At 58.5% G+C, this 18,477-nt stretch carries 13 protein-coding genes; 7 read left to right on the top strand and 6 right to left on the bottom strand.

Annotated features, from left to right (window positions below):
- Positions 1 to 11: 11 nt before the first annotated feature.
- Both AC1MEE_RS09395 and AC1MEE_RS09390 read right to left on the bottom strand, forming a co-directional pair.
- The gene (locus AC1MEE_RS09395) at positions 12 to 773 is read right to left on the bottom strand and encodes a GntR family transcriptional regulator (RefSeq protein WP_480415070.1); all 762 of its coding nucleotides are present in this window, start codon (positions 771 to 773) and stop codon (positions 12 to 14) included.
- Positions 774 to 873: 100 nt separating this feature from the next.
- Positions 874 to 1,992 carry an MFS transporter gene (locus AC1MEE_RS09390; protein WP_480415069.1) on the bottom strand — a complete coding sequence of 373 codons (1,119 nt, stop codon included), beginning with the start codon at positions 1,990 to 1,992 and terminating at the stop codon, positions 874 to 876.
- Positions 1,993 to 2,607: 615 nt separating this feature from the next.
- Between AC1MEE_RS09390 and AC1MEE_RS09385 the strand changes: the two genes are divergently transcribed.
- The 5 genes from AC1MEE_RS09385 to AC1MEE_RS09365 all read left to right on the top strand — a co-directional run bounded on the left by AC1MEE_RS09385 (position 2,608) and on the right by AC1MEE_RS09365 (position 7,842).
- On the top strand, positions 2,608 to 3,630 hold the full coding sequence (locus AC1MEE_RS09385; protein ID WP_480415068.1) for a LacI family DNA-binding transcriptional regulator: 1,023 nt from the start codon (positions 2,608 to 2,610) through the stop codon (positions 3,628 to 3,630).
- Between the two features lie 86 nt (positions 3,631 to 3,716).
- Positions 3,717 to 4,499 (top strand): sugar phosphate isomerase/epimerase family protein, encoded by a 783-nt coding sequence (locus AC1MEE_RS09380; RefSeq protein ID WP_480415067.1) that lies wholly within the window; start codon positions 3,717 to 3,719, stop codon positions 4,497 to 4,499.
- On the top strand, positions 4,492 to 5,457 hold the full coding sequence (locus AC1MEE_RS09375; protein WP_480415066.1) for a sugar kinase: 966 nt from the start codon (positions 4,492 to 4,494) through the stop codon (positions 5,455 to 5,457). Before AC1MEE_RS09380 ends, AC1MEE_RS09375 begins: the two co-directional genes overlap by 8 nt.
- A 65-nt stretch (positions 5,458 to 5,522) precedes the next feature.
- Positions 5,523 to 6,821, top strand: a complete 1,299-nt coding sequence (locus tag AC1MEE_RS09370; RefSeq protein ID WP_480415065.1) for an MFS transporter — start codon at positions 5,523 to 5,525, stop codon at positions 6,819 to 6,821.
- A gap of 31 nt (positions 6,822 to 6,852) precedes the next feature.
- Positions 6,853 to 7,842 (top strand): NAD(P)-dependent oxidoreductase, encoded by a 990-nt coding sequence (locus AC1MEE_RS09365; protein WP_480415064.1) that lies wholly within the window; start codon positions 6,853 to 6,855, stop codon positions 7,840 to 7,842.
- A 266-nt stretch (positions 7,843 to 8,108) separates the two neighbouring features.
- Here AC1MEE_RS09365 and AC1MEE_RS09360 read toward each other — a convergent pair whose 3' ends face one another.
- The gene (locus tag AC1MEE_RS09360; RefSeq protein ID WP_480415063.1) at positions 8,109 to 9,737 is read right to left on the bottom strand and encodes a methyl-accepting chemotaxis protein; all 1,629 of its coding nucleotides are present in this window, start codon (positions 9,735 to 9,737) and stop codon (positions 8,109 to 8,111) included.
- A 575-nt stretch (positions 9,738 to 10,312) separates the two neighbouring features.
- Between AC1MEE_RS09360 and AC1MEE_RS09355 the strand changes: the two genes are divergently transcribed.
- Positions 10,313 to 10,591, top strand: a complete 279-nt coding sequence (locus tag AC1MEE_RS09355; RefSeq protein ID WP_480415062.1) for a DUF1652 domain-containing protein — start codon at positions 10,313 to 10,315, stop codon at positions 10,589 to 10,591.
- 45 nt (positions 10,592 to 10,636) lie between these two features.
- Here AC1MEE_RS09355 and AC1MEE_RS09350 read toward each other — a convergent pair whose 3' ends face one another.
- A complete protein-coding gene (locus AC1MEE_RS09350; RefSeq protein ID WP_480416191.1) occupies positions 10,637 to 12,946 on the bottom strand; it encodes a UvrD-helicase domain-containing protein in 2,310 nt (769 codons plus the stop codon).
- A 461-nt stretch (positions 12,947 to 13,407) separates the two neighbouring features.
- Here AC1MEE_RS09350 and AC1MEE_RS09345 point away from each other — a divergent pair, with 461 nt between their 5' ends.
- Entirely contained in the window at positions 13,408 to 14,103 is a 696-nt protein-coding gene (locus AC1MEE_RS09345; RefSeq protein WP_480415061.1) for a pirin family protein, read from the top strand.
- 149 nt (positions 14,104 to 14,252) lie between these two features.
- On the opposite strand, the gene pgm is transcribed toward AC1MEE_RS09345, so the two are convergent.
- Together pgm and AC1MEE_RS09335 are read right to left on the bottom strand one after the other, a co-directional pair.
- Complete coding sequence (pgm, locus tag AC1MEE_RS09340; protein WP_480415060.1) at positions 14,253 to 15,902, bottom strand: phosphoglucomutase (alpha-D-glucose-1,6-bisphosphate-dependent); 1,650 nt, start codon at positions 15,900 to 15,902, stop codon at positions 14,253 to 14,255.
- A 151-nt stretch (positions 15,903 to 16,053) separates the two neighbouring features.
- Positions 16,054 to 18,345, bottom strand: a complete 2,292-nt coding sequence (locus tag AC1MEE_RS09335; RefSeq protein ID WP_480415059.1) for an ATP-dependent DNA helicase — start codon at positions 18,343 to 18,345, stop codon at positions 16,054 to 16,056.
- Between the last annotated feature and the right edge of the window lie 132 nt (positions 18,346 to 18,477).

Below are 18,477 nucleotides of genomic sequence, written 5' to 3'. Positions count from 1 at the left end.
GTTTTCCCGGCTCATGACTGAACACCTCGGTTACGGTCGATCCGCAGTCGGTACTGGAAAGCATCGCCGCGATAATAAAGGTGCTCGAAGTCCAGTGGCTGACCATCGGCAGCATGGGTCAAGCGCTTGATGCGCATGATCGGCGAACCAGGTTCGACACCCAGCGCCTGGCTCAGGTCGCTGTCGGCCAACACCGCGTCGATGGCCAGATCGGCATGACCCAGCGACAGCCCGCAATCATTTTCCAGAATCAGGAAAATATCCCGGGTCACCAGATCAGCCTTCTCCAGACGCTCGCCGAGCGCCTGCGGCAGATAGGTCACTTCCAACGAAATCGGTTCGCGGTTGATCAGACGCACTCGCTTGATCTGCGCCACGGTGTCGCCTTCGGCCAGTTGCAGACGTTCGGCGACCAGCTTGTCGGCCTGGATGAATTTGAAACTGCGCAGACGATTGATCACCTCGTAGCCTCGGCCGGTCATCGACTCGGCGAGCCCTTGGAGGGTGCTGACGTTCTGGAAAGTCTTGGGCTTGGCGACAAAGGTGCCTTTGCCATGGATCTTGAAGATCAGCCCTTCTTTCTGCAGATCCCCCAAAGCCTGACGCACCGTGATGCGACTGACGTTGAACAGGTTACCCAGCTCGCTTTCCGAGGGCATCTGACTGTCCTGCGGGTACTCACCATCGAGAATTCGCCCACGCAGCAAATCACGCAGTTGGGTATGCAGCGGCACACTGGACAACGGAAGCAAGACCTTGGCTGTATCGTTCATTTATGTCACTTGTTATAACGAGTAATGACGTGATCATAAAGAGCATAAGGTGCGGCTGGGAAATACCGTTTGGGAATAAGGTTAGAGGCGCGAGAGTCGTCTATTTTCGCCAGGCGCAGACTATTGCACTGAGCGCGATGGCCAGCCCGGCAAGCGAGTAGACCCACGTCGCAGACGCCACTGGCAACAAAACACCCGCCAGCAACGGGCCGACGCCGGCGCCAATATCGCGCCACACCGCATTGGCCGCGATGGCTTGTACGCGACCGTGGCTGGGATTGCGCTGGGCGATGATGGTCACCACCAGCGGCAGTTGCAACGCACGCAGCACCAACACGCTGGCCGCCCCGGCGATCAGCCAATGGCTGCCGAATGCCGTCAGGGCGATGGCGCTCAAGATGGAAAACACCACCAGCATGCGCAATGCGCCGAAGTTATCGGCGGCCCGCCCGCCCAACGGGCTTAGCAGCATCTCGGACACGTAGCGCAGGGCCAGCAACACCGCAGCAATGATCACCGCGTTACCACCGAGTACCGCCTGAGCCTGAAGTGACAGACCAAAGATAAACAGCCCATCCAGCGCCACGCCCTCGACAAAGGACCACATGGCGACGTTGTCCGGCAATTTGAAGCGCCGGGTCGAGGGTGTCAGCGCGTGACCGGTGCTGGGCAAGCCGCGCGCTACCCACAGACCGACCAGCGCGGAAACCGTCGTCAGCAGAAAGATCAGGCGTGGTCCGAATTCAAAACTCAACAGTGCGCCGACCGGCAACGCGATCATCGGCCCCGCAGCGATAAACGCCCGCGAACGCCCGGCCCGTCGTGCCGCGCCGGACGATTCTGACGTAGCCAACACCTGCGTCGACAGGTTCAGCGCCCCGAAGCACAAGCCCCAGCCCAGCCGCAAAACCAGCAGCCCCCAAAACCCTGACATCAGGGCATTGCCCACACCACAGATCGCCGCAGTACCGGCGGCCAGCATTAGCGTCGAACGATCACCGTTGCGGGCGTAATAGCGCATGACGTAGCCATAACCAAAGATCCGCACCAGGCGATTGGCCGCCAACAGAATCCCCGCTTGCGCCAGGGTCACGCCGAACGCCTGCGATTCCATGGGCAGCAGCAAATACAACAGCGCATCGCAGGGCAGGCACAACGCAAGAACGATGGCGGCACGGCGGGAAGACAGATCGGCGATATGTGAAGCGGCGGCAGGCATGACCGAAAAGACTCTGAGACACAAAATGGCCGTGCAGCATGCAGGGCTGACACAACAGCTGACAACTTTTTATCGTTAGTGATTCAGCAGCGAACTCGGTCTGTAGGAGGGTCTGCCCCGTCTTCGACGCCGCACTGTCGCGCAGCAAACTCGGTCAATTGTAGGAGCGCGCTTGCCCGCGATGGACCGCGAAGCGGTCCCGAAAATGCTGAGCATCGTTCTACTACCAGAATCGAGTTCGCTGATTTTGCGACTGCTGCGGTCGAGCGCGACTCCGAAGCGATCGCGGGCAAGCGCGCTCCTACAAATTAATCTTTCTATTTCAGTTGGTTATGCATTGTTTGATAAGAGCTGACTTGTCTGCGATCGGTCCGGGGTCGCGTCCGACCGAAGCAGTCGCAAAATGGCTGGACACGATATCGCTGGAAGGTCCTCCGGGCAGAATCGAGACCCAGTTTGCTGCGCGACAGCGCGGCGTCGAAGACGGGGCGACATCTCCTACAAAGGTTTAGGTTGACGAACTCGACGCTTTGGTGTTTTCTGAAACCGTTTTCAGAGCCTCAGGCTCAACACCTGCTGATAAAACCCCCTACAAATACAATAAGGGTCCAGGTCGTGAATAGTTTCTCTACTCCCATGCGTCCGCGCGTGACGATGAATGATGTTGCCGATCTGGCGGGCGTGTCCAAAGCCAGCGTCTCGCGGTTTATTGGCGAAGACCGGCAGCTGCTTTCCGACGCCATCGCGTTGCGTATCGAACAGGCCATCGAAACCCTCGGTTATCGCCCCAATCAAATGGCGCGCGGGCTCAAGCGTGGGCGCACCCGTCTGATCGGCATGCTGGTCGCCGATATCCGCAACCCCTATTCAGTGGCCGTAATGCACGGCGTTGAAACCGCGTGCCGGCGCCATGGCTACAGCCTGGTGGTGTGTAACACCGATCGCGACGACGAGCAGGAGCGCCTGCATCTGGCGGCACTGCGTTCGTACAACATCGAAGGCCTGATCGTGAACACCCTCGGTCATCGCCTCGATGAGCTGCGCCAACTGCATCAGGAACTGCCGATGGTGCTGGTTGACCGCAAGGTCGAGCAACTGCACAGCGATCTGGTCGGGCTGAATAATGCCGACGCAGTGCGACAAGCCATCGATCATCTCGATGAATGCGGCTATCGCGACATTCTGTTGGTCAGTGAACAGCAGGACGGCACCAGTTCCCGGTTTGAGCGGGTCGCCGCGTTCAAGAGTCTGATTGCCGAGCGTGAGCATCTGCGTGGGCAGGTGCTGGAAACCAGCGAGCAGTTGGGCTCGCAGCTGCAGGCCTTTCTCGCCGCGCCCGGCCCAGGGCCCAAAGCGCTGTTCACCGGTAACGGGGTCGCGACCCTGACCTGCACGCGTTTGCTGCGTGAGTTGGGTTGCCCTCTATTCGATGACATTGGCCTGATCGCCCTCGATGAACTGGACTGGTACCCACTGGTGGGGAGCGGTATCACCTCGCTTGCCCAACCTACTCATGACATCGGCATTACCGCGTTCGAGTGCCTGCTCAACCGCTTGCGTGGCGACCAGGAGCCGGCACGACTGTTCGACTTCCCGGCAAAACTGATCGTGCGTGGTTCGACCCGACCCCGACCCTGACACGTTCCCCTTGAATGGCTAACACTACGGCCTTGATGGCCGTTCTTTTTGGATCAAAATGAAACCGGTTTCAGAGGATAACAATAATGAACCTTTACCCCGTCTCCATCAGCCTTTCCAGCTACGGCGCCGATCTGGTCCGTGAACGTGGCCAGGCCAGTTTTATACCGCTACTGGTCAGCGCCGGTGCCTCGCGCATCGAGCTGCGTGAAGAATTGTTTACCGTGCAAAACCACCAAGCGCTGTCATTGGCCATCGAGTCTCAGGGGCTGGAATGCCTGTACTCCTCGCCGCTGGAGCTGTGGGTCACCGGCCAGACCTCACCGAATGCCGAGCTGGAGGCCACGCTGCTGCGGGCCAAGGCCTGTGGTGCGAGGTGGCTGAAAGTATCCCTCGGCCATTTCAGCGAAACCTGCGACATGAGTGCGCTGGCCGAGTGCCTGGCACGGCATGCCGTGCGCGTGTTGGTCGAGAATGACCAGACCGTTCAGGGCGGCCGGATCGCGCCGCTGCGCCGGTTCTTCGCCCGTGTCGACGAACTGAACTTGCCCATGGGCCTGACGTTCGATATCGGTAATTGGCAGTGGCAGGAGCAATCGGCGATCAGCGCAGCCAAGCAACTGGGCCGTTATGTTGAATACGTGCACTGCAAAGCGGTGGCGCGCAATGCCCAGGGCAAGCTGATCGCGATACCCCCCGTGCTGAGCGATCTGCATCTGTGGGAGCAACTGTTGAACCAGATCACCCCTGGTGTGCCCCGCGCCATTGAATACCCGTTGCAGGGCGATGACCTGCTGGAACTCAGCAAGCAACACATCGACACCCTCGCCCGTCTCGGCCAGCCTCAAGAGGCCTTCAGCCATGTCTGAGTTCGATATCCTCTCGTTCGGCGAAACCATGGCCATGTTTGTCGCCGAGCAAGCTGGCGAATTGGCGCAGGTCAGCCACTTCGAAAAACGCATCGCCGGCGCCGACAGCAATGTCGCCATCGGTCTGGCGCGGCTGGGCTTCAAGGTTGCCTGGCTGAGCCGGGTCGGCGCTGACTCGCTGGGGCGTTTCGTGATCGACAGCCTGCAACGTGAAGGCGTGGACTGCCGTCATGTGGCCATCGACCCGGCGCACCCCACAGGATTTCAGCTCAAGTCCCGCGAACTCGATGGCAGCGACCCCAGCGTGGAGTATTTCCGCCGCGGTTCGGCGGCCAGCCACTTGTCTGTGGTCGACATCAGCCCTGAATTGCTGAGCGCACGGCACCTGCACGCCACCGGGATTCCGGCGGCACTGTCACAAAGCACTCGGGAATTGTCCTGGCAGCTGATGACCGCCATGCGTGAAGCTGGGCGCAGCGTGTCGTTCGACCCCAACTTGCGCCCGTCGCTCTGGTCGAATCAGGCGCAGATGATCCGCGAAATCAACCAACTGGCCGCTATCGCTCACTGGGTCATGCCGGGGCTGGCCGAAGGCGCGTTGCTCACCGGCTACGAAGACCCGGACGACATTGCCGCCTTCTACCTGGATAAAGGCGTTGAAGCGGTGGTGATCAAGCTGGGTGCCCAAGGCGCTTATTACCGCACCCAGCAGGATCAAGGCTTTATCGCCGGCGTGCCGGTGGTCAACGTAGTCGACACGGTCGGTGCCGGAGACGGTTTTGCCGTCGGAGTAATCAGCGCCCTGCTGGAAAACCAGGGGTTCGCCCAGGCGGTGACTCGCGGCAACTGGATAGGCAGCCGCGCCGTACAAAGCCGAGGCGACATGGAAGGCCTGCCGCTGCGTGCGGAACTGCTTGCGGCATTGCCAACCGATGATCAACGACGACAACTCGCCTGACCGATTGACTGTTTTGCACACCCGTTACCTGCTGCGACAAAAACAACAAGCTCAGGAGCATCGATATGGAAAAGCTACGCCTCATCAACCGTCGCTGGTTGTACATCATGCCCATCGTTTTCATCACCTACAGCCTGGCCTACCTGGACCGTGCCAACTATGGATTCGCCGCCGCCTCCGGGATGGCTGCCGACCTGAATATCACGCCCGGCCTGTCCTCGTTGCTGGGCGCCCTGTTTTTTCTCGGTTACTTTTTCTTTCAGGTACCCGGCGCGATCTATGCGCAGAAGAACAGTGTCAAAAAGCTGATTTTCGTCAGCCTGATACTCTGGGGTGGGTTGGCGACACTGACCGGGATCGTCTCCAACGCCTACATGCTGATCGCTATCCGCTTCATGCTGGGCGTGGTTGAAGCGGCAGTCATGCCCGCCATGCTGGTCTATCTGTGCCACTGGTTTACCCGTGCCGAGCGCTCTCGGGCCAATACCTTCCTGATTCTCGGCAACCCGGTGACCATGCTCTGGATGTCGGTGGTGTCCGGCTATCTGGTGGCGCATTTCAACTGGCGCTGGATGTTCATTGTCGAAGGCATGCCCGCCATCGTCTGGGCCTTTATCTGGTGGCGTCTGGCCGATGAGAAGCCGGCACAGGCGAAATGGCTGAGCGCGGACGAAAAAACCGACCTGCAAAGCGTGTTGGAGGCCGAACAGGTAGGGATCAAGCCGGTGAAGAACTACGCCGAAGCCTTCCGCTCACCCAAGGTGATCATCCTGGCGCTGCAGTACTTTTGCTGGAGCATCGGCGTGTACGGTTTCGTGCTGTGGTTGCCGTCGATCCTCAAACAAGGTGCCCATCTGGATATCGTCGAAGCCGGTTGGCTATCGGCATTGCCTTACCTGGCTGCGGTGATCGCCATGCTGGCGGTGTCCTGGGGTTCTGACCGGATCCAGCGGCGCAAACGCTTTGTCTGGCCGCCGCTGCTGGTCGCCGCCCTGGCGTTCTATGGCTCCTATGCGCTGGGCAGTGAGCATTTCTGGTGGTCCTACTCCTTGCTGGTACTCGCCGGGGCCTGCATGTATGCGCCGTACGGGCCGTTTTTTGCCATCGTTCCGGAAATCCTGCCGGCCAACGTCGCCGGCGGCGCGATGGCGTTGATCAATAGCATGGGCGCACTGGGTTCATTTTCCGGGTCATACCTGGTCGGCTACCTCAACGGCGTCACCGGCAATCCGGGCGCGTCCTATCTATTGATGAGCGGTGCGCTGCTGGTTTCGGTGGTCCTGACGCTCTTTCTCAACCCCAGCAACGACTCAAAGCCGGCGCGCACTGAACGCCCCCTGCGCCGAGTCGCGTTGCGACCTTGAGTGCTGCACCTTGATGAATGGGATAAATACGATGAAAAAACAGGTCGTTCTGTATAAAAAGCTGTCGCCAGCGTTGATGAGCCGCTTGCAGCAGCACGCCGATGTCACCCTGATCGACGAGCCGAATCGCGATGGACTGGCGCGGCTGCGCGCCGCGTTGCCCAAGGCCCATGGTTTGCTCGGGGCCAGCATCAAGCTGGATGCGTCGCTGCTGGACCTGGCGCCGCGCCTTGAAGCGGTGTCCAGCGTCTCGGTCGGTGTCGATAACTATGATCTGGATTACCTTGACCGGCGCGGCATCCTGCTGAGCAACACCCCGGATGTGCTGACCGAAACCACGGCCGATACCGGCTTTGCGCTGATCCTCGCCACCGCGCGGCGAGTGGTCGAACTGGCCAATCTGGTGCGTGCCGGGCAATGGAAATGCAACATCGGTCCGCTGCATTTTGGCAGTGATGTGCATGGCAAAACCCTGGGCATCATTGGTATGGGCCGGATTGGTGAAGCACTGGCGCAGCGCGGGCATTTTGGGTTTGGCATGCCCGTGCTGTATCACAGCCACTCGCCCAAGCCAGCGGTGGAGGCGCGTTTCAATGCGGGTTATCGGAGCCTGAATGCGCTGCTGCAGGAAGCGGACTTCATCTGCCTGACTTTGCCGCTGACGGCTGAAACCGAGGGCTTGATCGGTGCCGAGCAATTCGCCTTGATGCGCCCGCAGAGCATTTTTATCAATATCTCGCGGGGCAAGGTGATCGATGAGCCGGCCCTGATTGCTGCGCTGCAGAAGGGCCAGATTCGGGCTGCGGGGCTGGATGTGTTCGAGCGCGAGCCGCTGAGCCATGACTCACCGTTGCTGCACCTAAACAACGTCGTCGCCACCCCGCACATAGGCTCGGCAACCCACGAAACCCGCGAAGCGATGGCGCAATGCGCAGTAGACAACCTGCTCAGCGCATTGGCGGGAGAGCGACCGGTGAATTTGGTCAATCCGAAGGCTTGGGAATCGCGTCTGTCAGATTAAATGCGTTGGCCTATTCGCAGGCAAGCCTGCTCCCACAGGGTATGCGGTCATCTGTGCAGGCTGTGTGAAAACCTCCGCGACCGATTAACTGATTAAAAACTGACCTGAAAATCGCGTTCCTACGTGAAATTCAGGTCTGTCCAACAGCCGATCTATTTCAGAATTGACGTACGAACATGCAGTTCAGTTTTCTGTTGGGGTTTTCACACAGCCTGTGTGGGAGCAGGCTTGCAACTACGCGTCCCGCTGCGAAATCGGTGTTTCGGTTAAATCACAAACCGCGCCACCATCCCATTCAGGTCAACGGCCAGGCGTGACAGCTCATTGCTGGCAGCGCTGGTCTGATTGGCACCGGCGGCGGATTGGGTGGCCAGATCGCGAATGTTGATCAGGTTGCGATCCACCTCGCGTGACACTTGAGCCTGCTCTTCGGAAGCGCTGGCAATCACCAGGTTGCGTTCGTTGATTTGCGAAATTGCCACGGTGATCTGCTCCAGCGCCACACCTGCGGCGCGGGCCAGTTCGAGGGTGTTTTGCGTGCGATTGGTATTGAGCTGCATCGACTGCACCGCTTCGCCGGTACCGTTCTGGATACCGGCGACCATCTGCTCGATCTCGCTGGTCGATTGCGCAGTCCGATGGGCCAGTGCGCGCACTTCATCGGCCACCACGGCAAAGCCCCTGCCCGCTTCGCCCGCGCGCGCTGCCTCAATGGCCGCGTTCAGCGCCAGCAAGTTGGTTTGTTCGGCGATGGAACGAATCACGTCCAGTACCTTACCGATATCACGGCCCTGCACCGCCAGCCCTTCAACCAGATTCGACGTGGTCTGCACATCCTGAGTCATGGCTTGAATGGCCGAAACGGTCTCGACCACCCGATCACGCCCTTCACGAGCTGTTTGATTGGACTGCTGCGACGCTTCGGACGTGGACACCGCATTACGCGCGACCTCTTCCACGGCAGCGGTCATTTCGTTGACCGCCGTGGCGGCCTGTTCGATTTCATCATTCTGCTTCTGCAAGCCACGCGACGCTTCATCAGTGACCGCGCTCAGCTCTTCAGCGGCGGAAGCCAACTGAGTGGCCGAGCCAGAAATCTGTTCGATGGTCTTGCGCAGGTTCTGCTGCATGACCACCAGCGCTTCGAGCAGGCGGGCCGGTTCGTCCTTGCCATCGACCTGGATGTGCTTGGTCAGATTGCCACCCGCGATTTCTTCAGCCACCCGCAGCGCTTGGGTCAGTGGCGTGACAATACTGCGGGTAAGTAGCCAAGCCAGTAGGACCGTGAGCAATGCAGCACTGACTGAAACGACAATAATCATTAGATTGGCACTTTCATAATGATCCCCGGCAATCTTCGACGCCTCTATCGCGACGTGTTGATTAATCTCAATCAATCGTTTGAGCTGATCACCCATCAAGTCCGAATCAGGCTTCATACGGCTGTTGATCAAATTACGCATCTCTTCGGTTTTATTCTGGTGCGACAGCTCTAGCATCTGTGTTTGCGCGCTCAAGTAACTTTCCAGCGTGACACTGAATGCTTTATACGTCGCTTCCTCTTCTGCCGTGCTGAACGGTAGCGCGGCATAGCTGGCTTTTGCCTGTTGCAGCTTACCCACCAACTCACGAATGCGATCATCGCTGTCCTGCAACAGAGCGGGATCGCGGTTGACTATTGTGCGAAAAGACAGGATGCGCAAACGCAGGGCATTCTCGGTCACTTCCCCCAGCAGGCCAATGCTGGGGAGCATATTGGTTTCCATGTCGGTGGTGGCCTGGCGGATCAAGGTCATACGGTTCAAGGCAAAGATTCCCAGACCAATAACCAGCAGCGCAATGAACGCAAAGCCAAGAAAGGCGCGCGGGGCGATATTCATGTTTCGTAATGACATGGAGTGGCTCTCAGAAAAGAGGTAAAACCAGGAGCATCCATGCAGTGGGCATTAATGGGAATGCTTCACCAATTAATGTGAGCGTGACGCGGTGGGGCACTGAGCTCAAAACGTATATCGGCAGGACTTTAGATTTTATTCAGTAGAAATTTAAATATTTTTACATTTAAACCGATATTAATTGGATCCAAGTAACCATCGATTCAATACTAAGCACCTGCTTTAAAAAGGCAGAGAGTGGATAGCATTTACCGATAAATTGTTACGTTAGTGTGACGCTCACAGGGGGCCAGTTAATGCATAAAGCCGCCCACAAAAGATGGCGCAAGGCCACCATTCTGCAGAAGTCGTCTGGTGTCATTCCATTGTCAATATTCAGCTGTTTTAGGCGTCCAGCGCTCTGGGAAGCAAGCCACAGGAGCCAGGGAAGTGACCTATATCAAGAAAATGAAAAATTTCACCCCAAGCACAAAAAATCGCTCCTGCGGATCGCGACTCGATGCTACTTTTAATGCCTTGAAGGGTTAGTGCTACTGATCCGTCCCCTTCCTATTGGAGCTCATGGAAGTGCTCGATTGAAAGAGGTGGGCCGCATGAATAAAGTCACGTTTCCCAATGCTTGCCAGCTGATGCGCTGGCATTTTCACCCGGTCGGTTTCGAGGCCAGTATGGACGCGCCTGGCAGTATGATCGCGCGCCTGTTCGACCGCGTCAGTGGCGAAACGGTTATCGCCATCGCCGGACTCCCGTGCGCAACGGTAATGAACGCCACGGATGTCGAGCGGATCATCGAAGCGATCGAGGCAGAACTGGAGTCGTTCATTCCGCCGCGAGCGTTGTTGAATGTTTCGTAGCTGTTTGCTGTTTAATGTTTCGTAATAGGCATGGCAACGATCAAATCAGCTTTCCTGGTTGATCCCCTGCCCGCGTCTGTCTTCGAAAAACGCCTTATCTCCTGCGATCCGGTCAGAAGCTTTAGCCACGCTCGCGTTTTCGCTGCCACTGCTGTCGATGTACCAGTAGCAATGACGTACCGCCCGGGTGATGGCGACGTAGGCCAGACGCAGGACTTCGTCTTTCTGCGCAGAGTCGAACGGGTCAGCATCACCGTCCTTGCCCAAACCAGCCATCCGATACACCTGGTTTTTGTACGGTGACTGGGTCAAATGCTGGCAATCCCCAAGCAAAAACACCGCGTCGGCTTGCAGGCCTTTGGAACTATGGTAAGTCAGCTGCTTGAAGCGTCTCGATTCTACCGGCAATCCAGAATCAGCATTAACCAACGACTGTAACTGCTCGGAAAACTTAGCTTTTTCGCTACTTTTTCGATACAGCAACAAGATCGAGTCGCCGTCGTTGTAGTGCTGGATCAGGCGTTTGGTCAGTTCGTCATCGTCGCGGTCCAGCACCGTCACCGGTAACAATTCCTGTACCGCACCGCCAGCTTTGGCCTTCTTGCCGGCAATCGCGGGCGCGGCACGGACGATGTGCTCGGCGGCATCGATGATGTGCTGGTGGCTGCGAAAGTTGTCGCTGAGCATCACTTTGGTGGTGGCGGGCGACGAGAACTCTTTGGGGAATTCCATGAAGTATTTCGGCGAGCTGCCGCGCCATCCATAGATCGACTGCCAGTCATCACCGACGCACAGCAGAGAAGAACGCTGCGCGGCACGCCCTACGTGCATCGAGGGGCCGCGGCTGCGAATCTCCCGCAGGCTGGCGCGAATCCACGAAACGATTTGCGGTGAAACGTCCTGAAATTCGTCGATCATCAGGTGCGACAGCGGCCTGAGCAGTTCATCGCTGACCTGTTTCAAGTTCTCGGGTGAGGTTTCCCCGAACAGCGCAAACATCCTGTTGTAGGTCATCACCGGCGGGGACTGAGCGAGTAGATGCGCTTCGAAGGCTTTCCAGAACAAACTCAGGGCTTCGAAGAAATACCGGTCCGGGTCATTCTCGGCGAAGCTCATCTGCGCCACGGCCGCTGGCACGTCCAGCCCCAGGTTCTCGATAAAGCTGGCGGCGGTGACGAAACCGTCGAGCACAGGCGCCGCGCTCAGTTCGCCCTTCACCTTGTAATCGAACCCCGGACCGGCGACGGCTGACCCGGCGAGCGACTGCAAAACGCGCTTGGCTGCATCGTAATTTTCCAGCCAAATCACTGGCTTACGGCAGAAAGCTTGAAACAGGGTGCGCTTGATCACCCATTCGGCCCAGATCGGCAGCTTGGCTGTCGGGCGCTTCATCTGCTGATTTTCCGAAGGGTCGAAACCCAACACAACCCAGGCGTCCAGCTCGGCAATGTAGCCATGGAAATGGAAGGCAAATCCATTGATTTCAACGGTTTGCCGCATAGGCTCAATGCCCTTTATAGGCCACGCCTTGGCCCGAATCCACAGGTCTTCGACGGTATCGCACAGCTCTTCATCGCGCTTGGCCGACAGTTCGGTCACGGTGACGCGTTTTTGCACGTCGGGGTGATCGCGGTCCAGTTCTTTGAGTTGCAGGGCATGCCGATACAGCGGCGCCATGACCTCGCGAAACCGTTCGTTGCTCGCATACAGATCCCGGTAGCAGAGATTCAGTTGCTGCCGTTGCGCATCGTTGATCCGCAGATCGAAGGGATTACTGTCGGCGCCCTCTTCCAGCCCGCTCGATGCCGCCTGACTGCTGAGGTTTTCGAAGGCACGCAACTGGCTGAAACCTGGCAGGCTGCGCACCAGCGGCAAGATGCGTGAGTGAAAAGTGCGCACCAGATCGCGGCCTTCCTTCAAGCTTATGCTGTGGCCCCACAGCGCCATGATCTCGATCAGCTTATTAATGAAGTCCTTGCGCGACTCCCGGGTGAAGGTCACCACGGTCATGGAACCGAGTTCAAAGCCCAGGTAATGGCTCAGCAGCAGAATACGCAGCACCAGCGAGGTGGATTTACCCGCGCCGGCCCCGGCGATGACATAGGTAGACGGTGTGTCGCTGAAAATCATCTTCCATTGCGCGGCACTGGGTTGGGCATGGCTGGGCAGCTTCAGCGCGACGTCGGCCTTGATGCGTTTTTTCAGTTCGGCGGTAAGCGCCAGGCGCCAGTCATCGAACAGGTGGTCATCGATTCGTGGACCACGGTGCTCGGTGGGACGCGTGTCACGGATCAGCAATACCTGCCGGCCCTCCTCGACACCGTCGAGCCGCCCCTCTGCGTAGCCTTCGTTCATGCCTTCAGCGTGGCCGTTGAGGTAACCATCGGCGTGCCCCTGTGACCAGGACAGCGGGTGCTGCGAGCGCAAGCCCGTCAGGCTGCGACCGATGAGTCGGGCCAACAGGCGTTTGGGCCATGGCAGGTGTTCAGGGGGGGACAGATCGGCAGGCAGTTGATGCGGCACGCAGGCTCCAGGTGTCAGCTTGTGAGCAAAGAAGCGCCTATGGTGGCTGGATTCATCGATGAGTTCTAGTGAAATGCTTTGCCGTCAGCGCGTTAGTCGATCAACTGCATGTGCAATCGACATAAGCTCGAATCAAGTTGCCGTCAAACAAATCGAATAATTAGATTAATTTGGTGCGATTTTTACGCTTTATTCCGATAAATGATTGATGGATTATACTCGCCATCAACCACTGATTCATCGTTCAGCAGCACTGATGCGAACAGCCCGGTTCTGCTTTGGAGGCCACAACCATGCTCGAATTAAGACCCTTTAACACGTTGGGCGGCGCAAACCACGGCTGGCTGAACGCACACCATCACTTCTCGTTCGCTGAATACTACGACCCTAAACGTATGAACTGGGGCCAACTGCGGGTGTGGAACGATGACGTGATCGCAGCCGGGACCGGTTTCCCGAAACACCCGCACCGCGATATGGAAATCATCACCTACGTCCGTGAAGGCGCGATCACTCACGAAGACAATCTGGGCAACAAAGGCCGCACTGAGGCCGGTGATGTTCAGGTCATGAGCGCCGGTACCGGTATCGCCCACAGCGAATACAACATGGAATCGACGGCGACCAAGATCTTCCAGATCTGGATTGTGCCTAATGAGACCGGTTCAGCGCCTTCCTGGGGTGCCAAACCCTTCCCTAAAGGTCAGCGTGAAGGTTTCGTCACCCTGGCCAGCGGCAAGGCCGGCGATGATCAAAGCCTGCGGATTCGTGCCGATGCGCGTCTGGTAGCGGCCAATCTGAAAGCCGGTGAAACGGCCGAATACCATCTGGACGCGGGTCGCCGCGCCTATCTGGTTCCGGCGACGGGTGCGATCGAAGTCAACGGCTTGCGGGCAGCAGCACGTGATGGCGTTGCGGTAGAGAACGAGCAGGTGCTGCGCGTCACCGCTATCGAGGACAGCGAAATCGTCCTGGTGGACGTGGCGTGATTTGATACGGCAGTAACGAAAAAGGGACGGCGGATGCCGTCCCTTTTTTTGCGCTTTGTCCTGTAGGAGCGGGCTTGCCCGCGATGGCGGCTCGTCTGGCACACTGCGTCAAGCTGATCGCGGGCAAGCCCGCTCCTACAAAGTGCCGTCTATCCGCGTGGCGCGATGGCTGCGTCAACCAGCACCTGTGCTTCGGCCACCAGACGCTTGAGGTGGTCTTCGCCGATAAAGCTTTCAGCGTAGATCTTGTAGATGTCTTCGGTGCCCGAGGGGCGTGCTGCGAACCAGCCGTTTTCGGTCATGACTTTCAAACCGCCGATGGCCTGATCATTACCCGGCGCATGGCTGAGAATGCTCTGGATCGGTTCACCAGCCAGTTCAGTGGATTTCACCTGATCGGGCGACAGCTTGCCCAGTAGCGCTTTCTGAGCTGGATTAGCCTTGGCTTCCACACGGGTGGAGAACGGTTCGCCCAGTTCCTGAGTCAGCGCCTGGTAAATTTCGCTCGGGTCACGGCCTTTGCGGGCAGTGATTTCAGCGGCCAACAGGGCTGGAATCAAGCCGTCCTTGTCGGTGGTCCAGACGCTGCCGTCCTTGCGCAGGAACGAGGCACCGGCACTTTCTTCACCGCCGAAACCCAGGGAACCGTCGAACAGGCCGTCGGCGAAATACTTGAAGCCCACCGGCACTTCGTACAGGCGACGACCCAGGCGCTTGGCCACGCGATCGATCATGCCGCTGCTGACCACGGTTTTACCGATGGCGGCATCGGCGCGCCAGTCAGGACGGTTCTGGAACAGGTAGTCGATGGACACCGCCAGGTAATTGTTCGGCGCCAACAGGCCACCGCTCGGGGTCACGATGCCGTGTCGGTCGTGATCAGGGTCGCAGGCGAACGCCACTTGAAAGCGGTCTTTGAGGCCGATCAGGCCCTGCATGGCAAAGCTCGACGACGGGTCCATCCGAATGCGACCGTCCCAATCCACGCACATGAAGCGGAACGTCGGGTCGACATGCTTATTGACCACTTCCAGATTCAGGCCGTAATGCTCGCCGATCGCCGACCAGTAGTTCACCCCTGCTCCGCCCAGCGGATCAACCCCCAGACGCAGATTGGCGTCACGGATGGCGTCCATGTCGATGACGTTTTTCAGATCAGCGACATAGGTATTGAGGTAATCGTGACGGTGAGTGGTGTCGGCACGCAGGGCTTTTTCGTAGCTCATGCGGGTGACGCCCAGCACCTTCTCGGCCAACAGTTCGTTGGCCTTGGCCTCGATCCATTTGGTGATATGGGTATCGGCCGGGCCGCCATTGGGTGGGTTGTATTTGAAGCCACCACTTTCCGGCGGGTTGTGCGAGGGAGTGATGACAATGCCGTCAGCCAGCCCCGAGGTGCGGCCACGGTTGTAGCAGATGATCGCGTGGGAAATCGCCGGGGTCGGTGTGTATTCATCGTTTTCGGCAATCATGACCTGCACGCCATTGGCCGCCAGCACTTCCAGCGCGGTGGCACTGGCCGGGGTCGACAAGGCATGGGTATCGGCGCCAAGGAACAACGGACCGTTGATACCGTTGGCCTGGCGGTACAGGCAGATCGCCTGACTGATGGCCAGAACATGCCATTCGTTGAAGCTCAGTTCAAAAGAACTGCCGCGGTGACCGGAGGTGCCAAACGAAACGCGCTGGGTGGCAACCGATGCATCGGGCTGGCCGGTGTAATAGGCCGTCACCAGTCGCGGAAGATCGACCAACAATTCTACTGGCGCTGGTTTGCCCGCAAATGGACTGAGACTCATACGAAACCTCCGTGGACGAAAAAGACAAAAAAGGAGTAGGCCCTGCGCACAACATCCCGACAGCTGTAGGGTAAAGCAGGTCTATGGCACGGCAGTTTACTGGCAGTTTGACCGCGACGCTAAGCTATCTATCCGTAAGGCCTTGAACGATTTACAACTGCCACCATGCGGGCAGCAAATTCTGTACCTTGCGCTCGGCGAAACGGTCGTCGATCAGCATCACCACGCCACGATCATCCTGACCGCGAATGACACGCCCGGCGGCCTGAACGACTTTTTGCAGGCCCGGATATAAATAGGTGTAGTCGTAACCGGCACCGAATAGCGCGGCCATGCGCTGCTTGAGCTGTTCATTGACCGGATTCAACTGGGCCAGCCCCAGCGTCGCGATAAACGCGCCGATCAAGCGCGCACCCGGCAGGTCGATGCCCTCACCAAAAGCCCCGCCCAGCACCGCAAATCCGATGCCTTGGCTGCTCAAGGTGAACTGATCGAGAAACGCCTGCCGCTCGCTTTCAGCCATGCCGCGCGATTGCTGCCACAACTCGATCTGCGGATGACGTTCGCGCATCAGTTCAGCGACCTGTTGCAGATAATCGAAGCTGCTGAAAAAAGCCAGGTAGTTACCGGGACGATCCTGGAATTGCTCGGCGATCAATTCGACGATGGGCGCCAGTGACGCCAGCCTTTGGCTGAAGCGTGTGGAAATCTGGCTGATGATGCGTACGTCCAATTGCTCGCGGGAGAACGGCGATTCAACATCGACCCACGCGGTATTGGCCGGCAGACCGAGCAGGTCGGCGTAGTAATGGCGAGGACTCAAGGTCGCGGAAAACAGCACGGTGCTGCGGGCGGCACTCAGGCGTGGGCGAATGAAGCTGGCCGGCACCACATTGCGCAGGCTTAGCCGCGACACATTGCGTTTGCTGCCCAGTTCGCGCTTGCTGATATCGAACACAAAGTGTTCGTCGAACAGCTCGGCGATCCGTGCAAACTGGATCGCTTCGAAATAAAAGCTCTGCAAGGCGCCATCGACGGCATGCGGATGCTCATTGAAGTAATCGCCGATGGCGGCCACACACAGGTTCAGGCTTTGCAGAAATCGGCTGGGTATCCCGGGGTAGGCTTGATAGCCGATCGGCTGATCCTTGTGCAACGCATTCCACTCGCGATTGAGCCGTTGCAAGGACTTTTTCAGTGCCTCAGGTGCGCTGTGGCGAATGGCGTTCATGTTCTGTTGATCGAGGCTGGCGCTGTACATCTGTCGCGTGCGCTCGACCATGTTGTGCGCCTCATCCACCAGCACCGCCACACGCCATTGATTGAACTGGCTCAGGCCGAACAGCAAGGCGCTGAGGTCGAAGTAATAGTTGTAGTCCGCGATCACTACGTCCGCCCAGCGCGCCAGCTCCTGACTCAAGTAATACGGACAAACCTGATGCTGGCGGGCGACTTCACGCAAGCCGGCCTGGTCTAGCCATGGATTGACCAGCGCGGCGCTGCGGGCGGCCGGCAAGCGGTCGTAAAAGCCCTTGGCCAGTGGACAGGAATCGCCGTTGCAGGCTTTGTCCGGATGTTCGCAAGCCTTGTCGCGCGCCACCAGTTCCAGCACGCGCATCGGTAGATCCGGCGCGCTATGACGGATCACGCTCAAGGCGTCCAGCGCCAGTTTGCGCCCCGGCGTCTTGGCCGTCAGGAAGAACACTTTGTCGAGTTTTTGTGCGGGGGCCGCCTTGAGCATCGGAAACAACGTGCCCACCGTCTTGCCGATGCCGGTCGGCGCTTGCGCCATCAAACAACAGCCGGTACTGACGGCTTTATAGACCGACTCCGCCAGCGTCCGCTGCCCCGTGCGAAAGCTCGAATGAGGGAACGCCAGCACGCTCAAGGCCTGATTGCGGGCCCCGCGGTGAGCAAGCTCCTGTTGGGCCCACTGCAGGAACAACGCGCAATGCTGATTGAAAAAACTTTGCAACGAGGCTGCTGTATGACGCTCGCGAAACAGCGTTTCCTGCTCGCTGACGATATTGAAATAGACCAGCGCCAACGTGATCTCATCGAGCTTCAGCTGCTGGCAGAGCAGCCAGCCGTAAATTTTGGCTTGAGCCCAATGCAGCTGCCGGTGGTTGGCCGGCATGGCGCTTAGATCGCCACGGTAGGTTTTCACTTCGTCGAGCTGGTTGAGCGCCGGGTCGTAACCATCTGCCCTGCCCCGTACCTTGAGTTGCAGATAGTCGCCACTGACGGGCACTTCGGCTTGATAGCCCTCACCTCGTCGTGCAACCACCGCACGGTGACCGGCGATGCCTTCCAGCGCAGTGGGCGATGGGGTGAAACGCAAGTCGAGGTCGCCCACCTTGGCCGTGAATTCGCACAGGGCGCGCACGGCCACCGTATAGCTGGAATCGTCAGGGCTGGAGTCGTTGACTGAAGTGAGGGTCACTGGAAGAGCAAGGCCATGTTGTTGCAGGTACTGGATGGGCGTACAGATACCAGCTATGGCCCGACTCTGGCAAACACAATTGGATCAGTGGGCAGCGTTGAGCTGCGGCGACTCGCGCGACTAGACGGATGG

The organism is Pseudomonas sp. ASL3, assembly GCF_056680425.1.
This window is presented reverse-complemented; position numbering and strand designations above follow the sequence as displayed.